Source organism: Sedimenticola hydrogenitrophicus, assembly GCF_029017505.1.
Classification (GTDB): domain Bacteria; phylum Pseudomonadota; class Gammaproteobacteria; order Chromatiales; family Chromatiaceae; genus Sedimenticola; species Sedimenticola hydrogenitrophicus_A.
The window spans coordinates 16,665-31,526 of sequence record NZ_JAQGEI010000010.1 but is presented as its reverse complement, the minus strand read 5'-3'; the positions used below and the strand labels follow the sequence as shown (position 1 = coordinate 31,526).

Genomic DNA, 14,862 nt, shown 5'->3' with positions numbered 1-14,862 from the left:
TGCAGCAAATCGCGCGTGACCGGGGCCGATCGACGTCGGCCCCTGCGCCTTGCCTGGAACCCGATATGAGAATATTATTCTCATTGATGGGCCGGCAACTGCCCAACAACTGCTTGGTGTCGTTTCCGAAACTGGTATCATACGCCCGATGTCATACTCCCAGCCGATCAGCAGTGCCGTACATACCCTGAATATAGAATCGGGTTATGACGGGCAGCGTATTGACAACTTCCTGATTAACTATCTCAAGGGGGTTCCCAGGAGCCTGGTCTACAGGATACTGCGTCGCGGGGAAGTGCGCGTCAACAAGGGCCGCATCAAGGCGAATTATCGCCTGCGGACAGGTGATCAGGTGCGTATCCCCCCGGTCCGCATGGCCGAAAAGGATACCCAGGAGAGGGTGGACAGCCGCCAACTGGATCGGCTCGAAAAGGCCATAATCTTCGAAGATAAGCGATTGTTGGTACTGAATAAGCCGTCAGGGGTTGCCGTGCATGGCGGTAGCGGCCTCAGTTTTGGCGTCATCGAGGCACTGCGCCAACTGCGCCCCGAAGAGCGCGAGCTTGAACTGGTGCATCGACTGGATCGCGAGACCTCGGGGTGCCTGCTGATTGCAAAGCGCAGAAGCGCCCTGCGTACGCTGCATGAACTTATGCGCTCCAATGGAATCGATAAGCGTTACATTGCGCTCGTGCAGGGACACTGGGGGCGCGATCGTATTGAAGTTGACGCACCACTCCTGAAGAACACCCTGCAGGGGGGGGAGCGGATGGTGATGGTCGATCCGCGCGGCAAGGAATCCGTCACCCGCTTCAGTGTCAGGGAACGGATGGCCGAACTAATGCTGGTGGAGGCCAGGCTGATGACCGGACGCACCCATCAGATCAGGGTTCACGCGGCCCATCTGGGAACCCCGATACTGGGTGATGAAAAATACGGTGATGCCAGCGCCAACCGGGACATGAAGGCGGCGGGCCTGAAGCGCCTGTTTCTGCACGCCGAAACATTGAAATTTCGCTGGCCCGACGAGAAGCAAGACCAGGTATTCAGGGCGCCGCTTGAACCGGCGCTGGAGGAGCTGTTGCAGCGGCTTCGGGTAAAGAGTGCATGAACTGAAGTGGTACCGGACAACCCATGACACGTAACTTCAAACTCCTGGTATTTGACTGGGACGGCACATTGATGGATTCGGAGGCACGAATCGTCTCCTGTGTCCGCGCCGCCACCCGGGATATGGCGATCGAAACCCCGCCTGACGAGCAGATCAGGAACATCATCGGGTTGGGGCTGAAAGAGGCGCTGGAGATGCTGTTCCCAGGCTCCAACGAGCCATTCAAGGAGCGCTTCATCGATTGCTATCGCCACTATTTCCTGAATGAGGACAGCACGCCCTCGCTGCTTTTTCCCCGCGCCCTGGAGGTGCTTAATCGGCTGGCGGAACAGGAGTATCTGCTGGCGGTTGCCACGGGGAAGGGGCGACCGGGCCTGAACAAGGTATTGGATGAGACCGGCCTGGGACCGTTGTTCCATGCCACTCGATGCGCCGACGAGACCTTTTCCAAGCCGCACCCGGAAATGTTGCTGCAGATCATGGATGAACTGGGCGTGGAGCCGGCGGATACCCTGATGATCGGCGATACCGAGTACGATCTGCAGATGGCCATCAACGCCGGTACTCACGGACTGGCGGTGAGCTACGGGGTGCATACGGTGGATCGTCTCAACCGCTTCAGCCCGGTGGGTTGCCTGGACGATATAGGGGAACTGGCCGACTGGCTGAATCAGTGAGCCGGGACGCGAACCATCGCACAGCAGAGGATTATTCTTGCAGTTGCGGGCTATAAACAAAGAACTGACTAATCAATAACAGAGCGAGAGAGATGGACGATCTGGAACAAGAACGGGTGAAACGCAAGGATGGCTGGGAACGCGAGTTGCTGGAAAAACTGGCCATGGCCTCCATCATCGAGCAGCGCCGCTCCCGGCGCTGGGGGATATTCTTTAAACTGCTGACCTTCACCTATCTGGTGATTCTGCTGCTGCTCTGGCTGCCGGACTCACTTACCGGAGACGCCATGACAACGACCAAGGAGCACACGGCGTTGGTCGAAATCAACGGCGTGATTGCGGATGATAGCGATGCCAGTGCCGATAACGTGGTGACCGCCCTGCGTTCCGCCTATAAGGACAAGAAAACCAAAGGGGTGGTCCTGCGTATCAACAGCCCGGGCGGCAGTGCGGTGCAGGCGGGCTACATCAATGATGAGATCAAGCGCCTCAAAGCGAAACACCCTAAGATTCCCGTGTATGCGGTCGTCACCGATATGGCCGCCTCGGGCGGCTACTATATCGCGGTGGCGGCTGACGAAATCTACGTGGACAAGGCCAGTATCGTTGGCTCGATCGGTGTACTGATGAGCACCTTCGGATTCGAACGCGGGATGGAGAAGCTGGGTGTTGAGCGCAGACTGCTGACCGCCGGTGAACATAAAGGCATACTCGATCCCTTCTCCCCCCTGAAAACCGAAGAGAAACAGCATGTGCAGGAGATGCTGGATCAGGTGCACCAGCAGTTTATTCAGGCGGTAAAGGATGGCCGCGGCGAGAGACTGAAGGAGCGCGACGATATCTTCAGCGGACTCTTCTGGTCCGGGGAGGAGAGCATCAAACTGGGCCTCGCCGATGGCCTGGGTAGCAGCAGTTATGTGGCGCGTGAACTGATAGGTGCCGAGAACCTGGTCGATTATACCCGCTCCGAGGATTTGCTGGAGCGATTCGCCAAACGCATCGGTGCCGGCGCGGCCGCGTTTGTCTCCAGCCGTGTCGGCTTGGGGATCGACCCGGCCATTCGCTGAGCGCCCCACCGCCGTCGGGTGGGGCGGTAAGGGGGTGGCGGGCCTGCGCCTCCGCAGACCTGCCATTGCGTCGCCGCGCCGGCGTGGTTTCTGTTGCCACTGTCCGCTGGTCAGGCGTACTATCGGGTGTGCGAGCCCCAGGCCCAAACACCAGAGATAGCCAGCAAAAATCCTATGATCGGCCCCGTTGACTCCAATTGCGCCAAGACCCTCTGCAAAAGCCACCGCAAGGTGAGCTCGCCGGCCTCGGAGGGGGAGGCGAATATTTTCTTCAATCTCTGCCTGGATCGCGTTCACTACGCCCCCGAACGCAACGCCATCTACTTTGTCGACTCCAGCTATATGCAGGTGGCGGAAACTATCGGGTTGGTCCTGCGCGGCCTGGGCTGCGAACCGCAGATCGAACAGCTCTATCTGGACCAGTTGAACATCTTCAAAAGCCTGAAACGGGTGCAGCTTGACCAGGCCCAGGCCCGGGCGGTCATGGTCGCCCTGCGCATGCAGGGTATGCAGATCACCGTCTCAAAATGTAACAACTCACCCGGTCTGTAAGTGATTGGCCTGCCTTGTTGGCCGATCTTGATGGCGTCTCGAATCCAGCCCCTTTTTCAGATTCAAGCCTGCCCTTGTTTGAGCGAAGCGAGTTCGGGCAGGTGCTGAAAATGGGGTCGGATTCGAGGAGGCAAGGCAGGCCAATCAACCCGTGAGTAGTTACCTCAAAGCAGCAGTAACCCGATCGCCCGGTAAGGCCCGCCTGCCGTTGGCGGGCGGGCGATGGGTCACGCCTTCCAGAAGGGCTTGGTCGCCTCCTGTTCGGCATCGCAACGACTAATGCCGATATCGCTCAACATGCGATCATTCAATTGCAGCAGTGCGCGGCGCTGCCGTTGCCGCTGGTACCAGAGGGTGATCAGCTCACTCAACCGGTAGCGGGGGCGGCTGCTCTGCCGCTGAACCATGAGCTTGCGTAAGATGATTTCCATTGAACTGCCCCCCTGGTGGTTTGATGAGAGACAGTTTATGCGTTATTCTGTAACCGTTACAGATTCACAATACTGATATCTATTGCGTTACAGTTTTCTGTTTTATCCATCTGTAAGGCATCCAACAGGGCTCATCTGTACTGGTTAATATGAAAAAATATGAACAGGTAGCGCAAACACTGAGTGAACAGATTGCCCGTGGAATCTATAAGACGGGTGATCGGCTGCCCTCGGTCCGCCACCTTAGCGGGCAGTTGGGTGTGAGCATCTCCACCGTGCAAGAGGCCTATCTTCTGCTGGAACAGCGGGGTATCACCGAGGTTCGGCCAAAGTCGGGGCATTTCGTCACCCAGCAACAGCAGCGCCTGCTCGATCTGCCGGTGACCCAGGCCTATTCGGCACGCCCCAAGGAGACCAGCACCTGGGCCAAGGTGTTTCATGTGCTCTATCAGACGGAAACCGCCGATGCGCTCTATTTGGGGCGGGCGGTACCCAATCTCTCACTCGGCACCCTGAAGCCGTTGCAGCGCTCACTCGCCGCGCTGACGCGGCGCGGCGAGCTGAGGGGACTCTCCTATGACTATATTTTCGGCTGCGATGAGCTGCGCAAGCAGATCACCCGCCTTGCCGTGGACTCCGGCTGCAATCTCTCCGCCGACGAGGTGATCATCACCTCGGGTTGCCAGGAGGCGCTGGCCAGCAGTCTGCGGGCATTGACCCAGCCGGGGGATACGGTGATTGTCGATTCCCCGAGCTTTTATGGTTCGCTGCAGGCAATTGAGGCGTGCGGCCTGAAAGTGCTGGAACTGCCGACCCATCCGGAGCAGGGCATCAGCCTGGAGGCGATGGAACTGGCGCTGGAACAGTGGCCGGTAAAGGCCTGCCTCATCACCCCCACCTTCAACAATCCGCTGGGCTACACCATGCCGGATGAACGCAAGGCCAAGCTGGTCGAGTTGCTGGCGCGCTTCGATATGCCACTCATCGAAGATGACATCTATGGGGATCTGGGCTATGAAACCCCACGGCCGCGGACCCTGAAATCGTTCGACAAAGCGGGCCGGGTCATCCTCTGCTCCTCCTTCTCCAAGACCCTGGCGCCGGGCCTGCGGGTGGGCTGGGTGGCACCGGGGCGCTACGCCAGCGGTGTCATGCACATGAAATACATCTCCAGCATGAGCTCGGCCACCCTGCCGCAACTGGCGGTGGCCGACTTTATCTCCCGGGGCGGCTATGACCGCCACCTGAAGAAGGTTCGCGCGGTGTACCAAAGGGGGCGGGATTACCTGCTGGAGTGGATCACCCGCTATTTTCCCGACGGCACCCGTGTCTCCAATCCCCAGGGGGGATACCTGCTCTGGGTCGAGTTGCCGGAGACGGTCAACTCCATGGCGCTGACCACGGCCGCGATGGAACAGGGCATCGGAGTGGCGCCGGGCGAACTGTTCTCCAGTACCGGCAAATATAACCACCACATCCGGTTGAATTATGCCGATTGTCCTACGGCAAAAATCGAGAAGGGGGTTAAACTGTTAGGTGGGATAGCGGCAGCGATGGATCAATCGGCATGAGTCAGTTCGAGTTGGATTGCACGAGTATCTCCAGGATACTTGCCGACAAAGGGCACCAGTTGCCCGAGCCGGTGCGGTATCCGGACGGCTACTTCAGCACGCCGCCCGAACCGGCGTCGGTGCTGATGCCGCTATTCAGGGATGTCGATGGATGGCGGGTGCTGTATATCCGGCGTGCCGAACACGAACTGGACCGCCACAGCGGGCAGGTGGCCTTCCCTGGGGGGAAGCTGGACGCGGTCGATCGGGATGCCCACGATGCCGCCTTGCGCGAGGCCCAGGAAGAGATCGGGTTGGATCCGGCACATGTCTCCATACTGGGGAATCTGAAGTCCTATCGCACCATTAGCAATTACCTGGTGACACCGGTAGTGGCAGAGATCAATTGGCCGGTGCCCCTGGTGCCGGACAGCCGTGAAGTCAGCCGGGTTTTCAGTATTCCGGTTGCCTGGCTGGCGGACCCGGCCAATCATCAGGTGAGCTGGCGAACATTGAAAATGGGCGATGCCGGCGTACAGGTGATTCATTTCCAGCGTTATGAAGGCGAACTGCTGTGGGGGATTACGGCCAAATTGACCGTCAGCCTGCTCAATCTGATCGGTCTGCTGGCTGACCGGCGGTAAGGGCTCGCGCAAAAATAAGTTCCGGTATTCGGTCGCCACTGGCCCCCTCCGCCGGCGTTACGCTTTTTGGCAAGGGAACAGCCATTGCCTGCAAAGCGTGCCTTGCCGGCGTGGCCCAGTAACGCCCTCGGTACTACGAAATTATTCTTGCGCGAGCCCTAAAATACGGGGCTTCCGGAAACGGGGCTCCATTTCGGTTACTCAGACGTGCTAAAATTGCCCGGCTGGTTAAACCCCGGTTCACCGCGCACTGGCGCTCAAGAATGAAAAAACTGACCCGATGGCTTGAATACTCATCACTGCCGCTTGCCCTCAAGTGGTCGGTGGTTATCGCCTGCTTCGTTTCGCTGGTGATGGGATTGCTCGGCTGGTTTCTGATCAATCAACAGACCGCTACCTACCTCCAGCAGAATGATATTCTGGGTGGGGTCGTGGTCGATCAGTTGGCTTTCGCCGCCGGCGAACCGCTGCTTGCCGGCGATGATCTCAGTCTCCTGGTACTGGTCAGTCAGCAGGAGAAGAACGCCCTGATTATTGGTATGCAGGTGTTTGACCTCAACGGAGTGCTCAAGGCAAGTGCCGGCATCGCGCCGATTGGCGATATCCTGGCACTGGTGAAGCATGACGATAGCAAACGCCAACTGCCCTGGCATACGCCTTATGTCAATGCGGTCTCGTTTTTCAGCACTATCAAGTTCAAGGATGTCACCACCGGATACGCTGTGGTCAGCATCGATCAGGGGCCACTGAAGCAGCAGCTCAACGCGCTGACCGGCGCCCTCATCACCACCACCATGAGTCTGATACTGATCGGCGTGCTGCTCTCATTTCCCCTGTCCCATCGACTCTGCCGGCCGATTTATCAGCTGGTCAGGGTGGGCGAGGCCATCGACAGCGGCGATACCCGAACCCCCATCACCATCGGGCGCAAGGATGAGATTGGCCGGGTACTCGATGCCTTTCAGCGCATGGCGGAGGGCATGGAGAAGAAGCGCGAGGTGGAACAGGCGTTTTCACGTTTTCTTTCGCCCACCATCGCGCACCAGGTGCTGAACCGGCCCGAGGGCAGCGAACTGGGCGGCATCACCAAGGAGGGCAGCGTCCTGTTCTGCGATGTGGTCGGTTTTACCGAATTGTCGGAGTACCTGTCGCCTCAGGAGGTGGGGGGGCTGCTGAATCAGTACTTCAACTACTTTTCCATCGCCGCGGACAGCTGCAACGGCACGGTGGATAAATTTATCGGTGACTGCATCATGATCCTCTTCGGCGTGCCCGAAGCGGATGGGTCACATGGCCTGCACGCCGTCACCTGCGGCGTGCTGATTCAGGAGATCGCCATCCGCATCAATCACCAGCGGGAAAAACAAGGCTTGCCGCTGGTGCAGTTCAAGATCGGTATCAACAGTGGGCAGATGCTGGCGGGAAACCTGGGAAGTGTTGAGCGCATGCAGTATACGGTGGTGGGTGATACGGTGAATCTGACGGCGCGCATTTGTGATATCTGCACCCCCGGCCAGATTCTGGTAACCAAGGCGACCCTGGCTCAGCCGGGCATCGGGTCTTTGGTGAAAACCATCCCGCAAAATACCGTCAAGGTAAAGGGGCGCCGCCAGTCGGTCACGACTTACCTCATTGATAGCGAATCATTTATCGCCGAATCCCGACTTCAGGAAAGCCTGGATAAAATACTGCCGATGGAGGCGGTTTCGTGAGGATTCTATCGATTCTTCCATTCATTATCCTGCTCACCGCCTGCAGCGCCATTTCAACAAAAGCCCCCCCTGCGGCAAACACGGCACCCCCATCGGTGATGATCAACCAGGCCAGAACCCTGCACCAACAGGAACAGTGGCATGAGGCGCTGGCGCTGCTGAACGAGGGGGTAAAGCAATACCCCGAGGCGCTTCAGATTGCCGAGTTACGATCGGAAATCATGCGTGACTGGGAAATTCGGAAACGCAACAAGGAAGACTGGATTCTGGTCCAGGAGACACGCGCCCTGCAGCACAAGATCCCCTATCTGGAGGAGCTGGCCGTGATCGATCCGAATAACTACATCACCAAGTCCCGTCTGTTGTTCTGGAAAAATCTGCTGGAATCCAAAGTGGCCGGGTTGATCGCCTGCGGTTCGGTGCATCTGCACCTCGATCAACTACTGGCAGAGGCCTGTACCACGCTGGCGGAACAGATCAAGCCGACCCAGGAGAGCAAGCATCTGCTGGGGAAGATCGAGCAGGCGCATGCCGAGCAAAAACGTACCGAACGCACACAGCAGGCGGTGCAGAAGAAACGCAACACCGCGCAACAGCGTGAACGCCTGCTGCAGCAGGCGGTGCAGGAGAAACGCAACACTGCACAACAGCGTGAACGCCTGCTGCTGCAGGCGCGGTCGCAACTGGCCGACGATGCCATCGCCGATTCCATTGTCTCACTGAAGCGGCTGCTAGAGTTGGTGCCGGAGGATGAGGAGGGGAAGGCATTGCTGGAACAGGTGACCCGGTTACGCGATAAGCGGGTGATGAAACTGATTGTATACGGTGATGCGCTCTACCGCGATCAGCAGATCGAACAGGCCGTTGTCGTCTGGGAGTCGGCGGAAAAACTGGACATGGGGCGGCAGGATGTAGCGGCCCGCCTAGAGCGCGCCACGAAGATATTGGAACGGCTGCAGGAGATCCGGGAGAATCCCTGACCCACCGGATCAGGCATCCACCGCCGGGCGATTGGTCGAACCGATATCACCCGACCAGAAGGCGCTGCCGGGATTGAGAAATTCACTCCAGGGGATGTAGTGCGAACCGTCGCATGAGAAATTGAGACCGACCAGTCCGTTAAAGATATTGATGGATCCGGAGCGCAGATACACCGTCTCATCCGCCAGGCGCAATTTCTTGAAGCCCTCCAGGATCGGTTTGATCCTGTCTTGCGGCAAGACCGCACTGGATGAATAGGGGCGGACCGGGTAGGCCAGACAGATATCCGGGTCGATCAGGTCCTCAACCTCCAGGATGCGGTAGCGATAGGGATCATCCACCAGCCACAGGGTGGCCCGGCTGCTGGAGAAGTGGAGCTTTCCGTGAAACACGCCACGCTGGGCGATCAGCTCCTCCATGATGGACATGACTTCATCGATATGGCTGTCCAGGACGCTTTTGATCCGGGTCTGCTGAAACAGCAGCCCGCGGATCGAGGGGTCCCCCTTCATCTGCCGCCATTGATCCGGCTCCTCATACAGCTGTTGGGTCAGCGGCAGATCGCGCAGGTCGAAATCGGCACCGAGTAACCCGATCACGCGACCATCCCGCCTGACCAGTTGAATGGCGGTTATACTGGGCCGGCCGGAAAGCAGGCTGATATAGGCCTCGGAGAGATTGTAATCGACCGCCGGGTAGACGCTATTGAGGTAAGGGCGGCTGGAGCGGTCGCGGCCGAAGTGCTCGGGAAGACGGCCGCTGCCGTTGATATTGTCCGATAGCTGGATCGCGTCGGTCCCCAGGGCGTAGATATAGGCGCAGTAAGGCAGCTCGGCGAGATGGGTCGCGAGTACCTCGTCAAGCGCCTCCCGATCGGGCCAGACGGCGCTGCAGGCCCCGGCAATGCGCCCCAGGATAGGCCGGATCAGCGTGCCGAGGGCGCGCCGCTGCTTGCTGATGCTTCTCTGTATGGGGCTGTTCATAACTGCTGCCAGCGACAAAAGGGAGTTATTACGGCATGCTCAGGGGACCTTGATCCCCTCGGCATCCAGGAAGGCGATCAGCCGGATAAGCGGCAGTCCGATCAGCGCATTCGGATCATCCCCCTCCAGGCGTCGGAACAGGGAGATACCCAGCCCTTCGGACTTGAAACTGCCGGCGCAGTTGTAGGGTGTTTCCGCATCGAGATATCGTTCGATCTGCTGCCGGTCAAGGTTCCGGAAATGGACATGGTAGGGTTCGCAGGCAACCTGCGTCGTGCCGGTGGTGCCGTTGATCAGGCAGAGACCGGTATAAAAGGTCACCTGTCTCCCCGAGGCCCGCGCAAGTTGGCGGATGGCATTGTCGCGATTGCCCGGTTTGCCGAGTATCCGCTGATCAATACAGGCCACCTGATCCGAGCCGATCACCAGTGCTGCGGGATGCCGCTCGGCCACCGCCGCCGCCTTGGCCCTCGCCAGACGAGTCACCAACTGCTCCGGGGTTTCATTTTCCAGCGGACGCTCATCGACCTCAGGCGAATCAACGTCGAAAGAGAGGCCGAGTTTCTCCAGCAGGGCGCGTCGAAAAGGGGAGGTTGATCCGAGTACGATGCGGGGCTGTGCCGAACTCTCCGCGGAAATATTACTGTTGTTCATGCGTTCCAATACTCTGTCAGGATGATATTGACTAGTTCAGCGCCCCTGTGGTGTTTTGCCGCAAGGCGCGTCGTGCAGGCAATGCCCGGTCCTTGTCAAGCGACGCAACGCGGCGGCGGGACACCACAGGGGCGCCCTTCGGGTTGGCCTGTCCGCGCCCCTGGCCGCGTTGCGGCTCTTGCAAAGGACCGGGCCATTCGCTGCGAGCCGCGCCTTGCCAGGAACGCGGACAGGCCAACTGAATACGTCAATATCATCCTGACAGAGTACTAATGGCTGGCTGCTGGATATCGGACAATGCTACCAAATAACCCCTTGGCAGTGCAGGAAATGTGCGGATAATTGGTGTAAAAATATTTGCAATGCTACCACTATATTGCAATGTCTTGACATTTTTAAAACACATAGATACATTAAAAAAAAGCATTGAAATTATCAATACTTAACATCTATTAAGGATATACATATTTATTATCAATGAGTTATAAAACCACATGTTTCACATAGACTTGACAAGAGGCCCCTGCATCCCATAGAAATGCAGCCCGAATTAAGTCATTGCTAATGTTAAATCGTCACACTGTAACTCCACGGACAGAGAAGCGGGACGAAGGGGCTGACCACATGCACGTATCCGATCTGCTGGTTGAGGGAGTTAATCTCATGCTACTGGGCATGGGCAGCGTGTTTCTCTTTTTGACCGTTCTGGTGCTTGCAATGAACGGGGTTTCACGTCTGGTTGCGCCCTTCGCAGAAGTTGACGCCTACCAGAACTCACGTCAGCCTGGATCATCACCGATCGACAAAGAGAACGCGGAGATCATCGCGGTGATCTCCGCAGCAATCAGCCGTTATCGAAGCAAACCCTAGCAGCCGCCTTTAAGCCGTACCCGAAGGCCGCTTCTTTACGCATCACTGTCTGGTTAAGTAAATCCCTATGACCCATAACACCAAGCTCGGCATTACCGACGTCGTTCTGCGCGACGCCCATCAATCACTGTTCGCCACCAGACTGCGGATTGAAGATATGCTGCCCATCGCGGCCAAACTGGATCAGGTGGGCTTCTGGTCGCTGGAGACCTGGGGTGGTGCCACTTTCGATTCCTGTATCCGTTTTCTGGGCGAGGACCCCTGGGAGCGGCTGCGGCTGCTGAAGCAGGCCATGCCGAATACCCCGCAGCAGATGCTGTTCAGGGCACAGAACATCCTCGGTTACCGGCATTATGCGGATGACGTGGTGGAGCGGTTTGTCGAGCGCGCGGCCGCCAACGGCATGGACATCTTCCGCATCTTTGATGCCATGAACGACCTGCGCAACCTGGAAACCGCCATCAAGGCGACGCTGAAAGTGGGCAAGCATGCACAGGGGGCCATCTCCTACACGGTAAGCCCGGTGCACGATACCGAGTACTGGCTGGACATGGCCAAGGGCCTGGAGGCCATGGGGGCCAACTCCATCTGTATTAAGGATATGGCAGGCCTGCTGAAACCCTATGTCGCCTACGATCTGATCACCCGGATGCGTGAAGCCGTCGATCTGCCTATCGCGCTGCACTGTCACGCCACCACCGGGCTCAGTACCTCCACCATCGTCAAGGCCGCGGAGGCCGGCGTCGACATGGTGGACACCTCGATCTCCTCCATGAGCATGACCTACGGGCACTCGCCCACCGAATCGGTGGTCTCCATTCTCCACGATACGCCACGGGATACCGGGCTCGACATTCACCTGCTGGAAGAGATTGCCGCCTATTTCCGTGAAGTCCGCAAGAAGTACGCCGGCTTCGAGGGCTCGTTGAAGGGGGTGGATTCCCGTATCCTGGTTGCCCAGGTTCCCGGGGGCATGCTCACCAATATGGAGAATCAGCTCAAGGAGCAGGGCGCCACAGACCGCCTGGATGCGGTATTGGAAGAGATTCCCCAGGTTCGTAAAGATCTGGGTTATATCCCCCTGGTAACCCCCACCTCACAGATCGTCGGTACCCAGTCGGTGCTCAACGTGCTCAATGGTGAGCGCTATAAATGCATTACCAAAGAGACCGCCGGGGTCCTTAAGGGCGAGTACGGCGCCACGCCGGCACCTGTCGACAGTGAACTGCAGGCGAGGGTGCTTGAGGGGGCGGAGCCGATCCACTGTCGTCCCGCCGATCTGCTGGAACCGGAGATGGAAAAATTGACCCGGGAGTATCAGGCTCTTGCCGCGGAGAAGGGCATAACGGTTGCCGAGAACCTGGTCGAGGATGTGCTGATCTATGCGCTGTTCCCACAGATCGGCCTCAAGTTCCTGGAAAACCGCAACAACCCGGATGCCTTCGAACTGGCCCCGCAGATCGCGCAGCAACCGCCCGCGACCGCCCCGGCTCCCTCACTGCCCGCTGCACAAGACCCGGAATCCTATACCGTGACGGTCAACGGCAAGCCCTACAGCGTGACGGTTTCGGCGGGCGGCGAGATTCAGCAGGTGGTTCAGCAGCCGGCACCCACAACCGCCGCTGCCACCACCGGCGAGGCGATACCGGCACCGCTGGCGGGCAATATCTTCAAGGTCAAGGTGACGCTGGGCCAGCAGATCAATGCGGGCGACGTGATCGTGATCATGGAGGCGATGAAGATGGAGACCGAGGTGCGGGCGACCCGGGGCGGGACCGTGGAATCCATCGTCGCCAAGGAGGGAGAGGCGGTCCAGGTGGGTGATCCACTTGTGATCCTCTGCTGACATGAACGGCGCTGAAGCACTCTGGCAATCCATGGGGATTGCCAATATGACCTGGGGCCAGCTGTTGATGATGCTGGTCGGCTGTCTGTTGATCTACCTGGCCGTCGCCCGGAAATTTGAGCCGCTGCTGCTGTTGCCGATCGGCTTTGGCGCGATCCTGAGCAATATCCCCGAGGCGGGCATCGCCCAGGCGGGCGGGCTCTTATACTATATCTATAGCATCGGCATCGAGACCGGGGTGTTTCCCCTGCTGATCTTCATGGGGGTGGGCGCCTTGACCGATTTCGGCGCGCTGATCGCCATGCCCAGCACGCTGTTCCTGGGGGCCGCGGCCCAGTTCGGCATCTTCGCCACCCTGATCGGCGCGTTGACCCTGAACCTGATCCCCGGCTTCGATTTCAGCCTGGCGGATGCCTCGGCGATCGCCATCATCGGCGGCGCCGACGGGCCGACCGCCATCTTCCTGGCCTCACGGCTGGCGCCGGACCTGCTGGGTGCAATCGCGGTAGCGGCCTACTCCTATATGGCGTTGGTCCCGATCATTCAGCCCCCCATCATGCGCCTGCTCACCACTGAAAAAGAGCGGAATATCGTCATGTCCCAGCTGCGCCCCGTCAGCCGGCTGGAGAAGATACTGTTTCCCTTCACCGTCCTGCTGCTGTGTATCCTGTTCCTGCCCTCTGCCGCACCCCTGATCGGCATGCTGATGTTCGGCAACCTCCTGAAAGAGGCGGGTGTGGTGGACCGGCTGAGCCGCGCGGCCCAGAATGAGATCATCAACATCGTCACGATTTTTCTCGGCCTGGCCGTCGGATCCAAGCTGTCGGCGGATAAGTTTCTCACCCTCGAGACCCTGGGTATCCTGGCCCTGGGCGCCATCGCCTTCTGTATCGGTACCGCCGCGGGCGTTCTGATGGGGAAAGTGATGTGCAAGATCAGTGGCGGAAGGGTCAATCCACTGATCGGTGCTGCCGGGGTATCCGCCGTGCCCATGGCAGCGCGCGTGGTGAATAAGGTCGGCCTGGAGAGCAATCACCACAATTTCCTGCTCATGCATGCCATGGGGCCGAATGTGGCGGGTGTGATCGGCTCTGCGGTCGCCGCCGGGGTATTGCTGGCGGTGGTAGGAAACTGATCGGTCGCAGCCCACCAAGATGGTGAACGCACGTTATTTTTTTGACGTTTCCCGAGTCCCGTAATATCATTGCGCGCTTATGTCGTCGCGACTTCCTGAATTCATAGATCCCCGGCGCCTTGCGAACCAGGGAGCAGGGTTTTCCGGGACGGTGGAACTGGGTGGATTTCCCCGTTTGAGCGAGGCACTCATGGATCCCGTGGGTATCGCCAAGTTCAATCTGGAGTTCTATCGGGACAACCGGAAACGGACGCGAATAAAAGGACAGGTTCAGGCTGATCTGGTACTGGAGTGCCAGCGCTGCCTGGGCGCAATGATCTTCCCGGTCAAGGCGGAACTCGACCTGGCCGTCATTCAGGTGCCGGAAGAGGCGGAGAGCCTGCCGGAATCCTGCGATCCGGTTTGGGTCGAAGAGGAGACATTGCGACTGTTGGACCTGGTGGAGGACGAGTTGATACTGGCCATCCCCCAGGTGCCGAGACATGAACCTGATGCTTGCGGGGTTGCTAGTGTGAATCCGGTCAATGGAGAGACAGCGGATCAGGAACAGGAAGATGATGCATCAGACAAGCCGAATCCATTTGCCGTACTGGCCGGATTCAAGTCTGATAAATAGTTTAAATTTAATTGCTTATTGTAAATCAGGAGC

At 58.6% G+C, this 14,862-nt stretch carries 15 protein-coding genes; 12 read left to right on the top strand and 3 right to left on the bottom strand.

What is annotated here, in order from left to right; translation table 11 throughout:
• The first annotated feature begins 148 nt into the window (after positions 1-148).
• The 4 genes from rluC (at position 149) to O9K64_RS07885 (ending at position 3,407) form a co-directional block, all read left to right on the top strand.
• Positions 149-1,111 (top strand): 23S rRNA pseudouridine(955/2504/2580) synthase RluC, encoded by a 963-nt coding sequence (rluC, locus tag O9K64_RS07900; RefSeq protein WP_275097535.1) that lies wholly within the window; start codon positions 149-151, stop codon positions 1,109-1,111.
• A 23-nt stretch (positions 1,112-1,134) separates the two neighbouring features.
• Positions 1,135-1,788, top strand: coding sequence for an HAD-IA family hydrolase (locus O9K64_RS07895; RefSeq protein ID WP_275097534.1), 654 nt, complete (start codon positions 1,135-1,137; stop codon positions 1,786-1,788).
• 92 nt (positions 1,789-1,880) lie between these two features.
• A complete protein-coding gene (sppA, locus tag O9K64_RS07890; RefSeq protein ID WP_275097533.1) occupies positions 1,881-2,855 on the top strand; it encodes a signal peptide peptidase SppA in 975 nt (324 codons plus the stop codon).
• A 174-nt stretch (positions 2,856-3,029) separates the two neighbouring features.
• Complete coding sequence (locus O9K64_RS07885; protein ID WP_275097532.1) at positions 3,030-3,407, top strand: hypothetical protein; 378 nt, start codon at positions 3,030-3,032, stop codon at positions 3,405-3,407.
• 227 nt (positions 3,408-3,634) lie between these two features.
• Here O9K64_RS07885 and O9K64_RS07880 read toward each other — a convergent pair whose 3' ends face one another.
• Complete coding sequence (locus tag O9K64_RS07880) at positions 3,635-3,838, bottom strand: DUF1127 domain-containing protein (RefSeq protein WP_275097531.1); 204 nt, start codon at positions 3,836-3,838, stop codon at positions 3,635-3,637.
• Positions 3,839-3,987: 149 nt separating this feature from the next.
• Here O9K64_RS07880 and O9K64_RS07875 point away from each other — a divergent pair, with 149 nt between their 5' ends.
• The 4 genes from O9K64_RS07875 to O9K64_RS07860 all read left to right on the top strand — a co-directional run bounded on the left by O9K64_RS07875 (position 3,988) and on the right by O9K64_RS07860 (position 8,724).
• Positions 3,988-5,409: a PLP-dependent aminotransferase family protein gene (locus O9K64_RS07875; protein ID WP_275097530.1), complete on the top strand. Its 1,422-nt coding sequence runs from the start codon at positions 3,988-3,990 to the stop codon at positions 5,407-5,409.
• Positions 5,406-6,032 carry an NUDIX hydrolase gene (locus tag O9K64_RS07870; protein WP_275097529.1) on the top strand — a complete coding sequence of 209 codons (627 nt, stop codon included), beginning with the start codon at positions 5,406-5,408 and terminating at the stop codon, positions 6,030-6,032. Before O9K64_RS07875 ends, O9K64_RS07870 begins: the two co-directional genes overlap by 4 nt.
• 263 nt (positions 6,033-6,295) lie before the next feature.
• The gene (locus O9K64_RS07865) at positions 6,296-7,744 is read left to right on the top strand and encodes an adenylate/guanylate cyclase domain-containing protein (RefSeq protein ID WP_275097528.1); all 1,449 of its coding nucleotides are present in this window, start codon (positions 6,296-6,298) and stop codon (positions 7,742-7,744) included.
• Entirely contained in the window at positions 7,741-8,724 is a 984-nt protein-coding gene (locus O9K64_RS07860; RefSeq protein ID WP_275097527.1) for a hypothetical protein, read from the top strand. Before O9K64_RS07865 ends, O9K64_RS07860 begins: the two co-directional genes overlap by 4 nt.
• Positions 8,725-8,733: 9 nt before the next feature.
• On the opposite strand, the gene O9K64_RS07855 is transcribed toward O9K64_RS07860, so the two are convergent.
• Positions 8,734-9,708 carry a PDC sensor domain-containing protein gene (locus tag O9K64_RS07855; RefSeq protein WP_275097526.1) on the bottom strand — a complete coding sequence of 325 codons (975 nt, stop codon included), beginning with the start codon at positions 9,706-9,708 and terminating at the stop codon, positions 8,734-8,736.
• A gap of 39 nt (positions 9,709-9,747) precedes the next feature.
• Positions 9,748-10,362 (bottom strand): Maf family protein, encoded by a 615-nt coding sequence (locus O9K64_RS07850; RefSeq protein ID WP_275097525.1) that lies wholly within the window; start codon positions 10,360-10,362, stop codon positions 9,748-9,750.
• Positions 10,363-10,986: 624 nt separating this feature from the next.
• Here O9K64_RS07850 and O9K64_RS07845 point away from each other — a divergent pair.
• From O9K64_RS07845 to O9K64_RS07830, 4 genes are all read left to right on the top strand, one after another.
• Positions 10,987-11,232, top strand: coding sequence for an OadG family protein (locus O9K64_RS07845; RefSeq protein WP_275097524.1), 246 nt, complete (start codon positions 10,987-10,989; stop codon positions 11,230-11,232).
• A gap of 67 nt (positions 11,233-11,299) precedes the next feature.
• On the top strand, positions 11,300-13,078 hold the full coding sequence (gene oadA, locus O9K64_RS07840; protein ID WP_275097523.1) for a sodium-extruding oxaloacetate decarboxylase subunit alpha: 1,779 nt from the start codon (positions 11,300-11,302) through the stop codon (positions 13,076-13,078).
• 1 nt (position 13,079) lies between these two features.
• The gene (locus tag O9K64_RS07835; RefSeq protein ID WP_275097522.1) at positions 13,080-14,213 is read left to right on the top strand and encodes a sodium ion-translocating decarboxylase subunit beta; all 1,134 of its coding nucleotides are present in this window, start codon (positions 13,080-13,082) and stop codon (positions 14,211-14,213) included.
• A gap of 175 nt (positions 14,214-14,388) precedes the next feature.
• On the top strand, positions 14,389-14,829 hold the full coding sequence (locus O9K64_RS07830) for a YceD family protein (protein ID WP_275097521.1): 441 nt from the start codon (positions 14,389-14,391) through the stop codon (positions 14,827-14,829).
• The last annotated feature ends 33 nt before the right edge of the window (positions 14,830-14,862 follow it).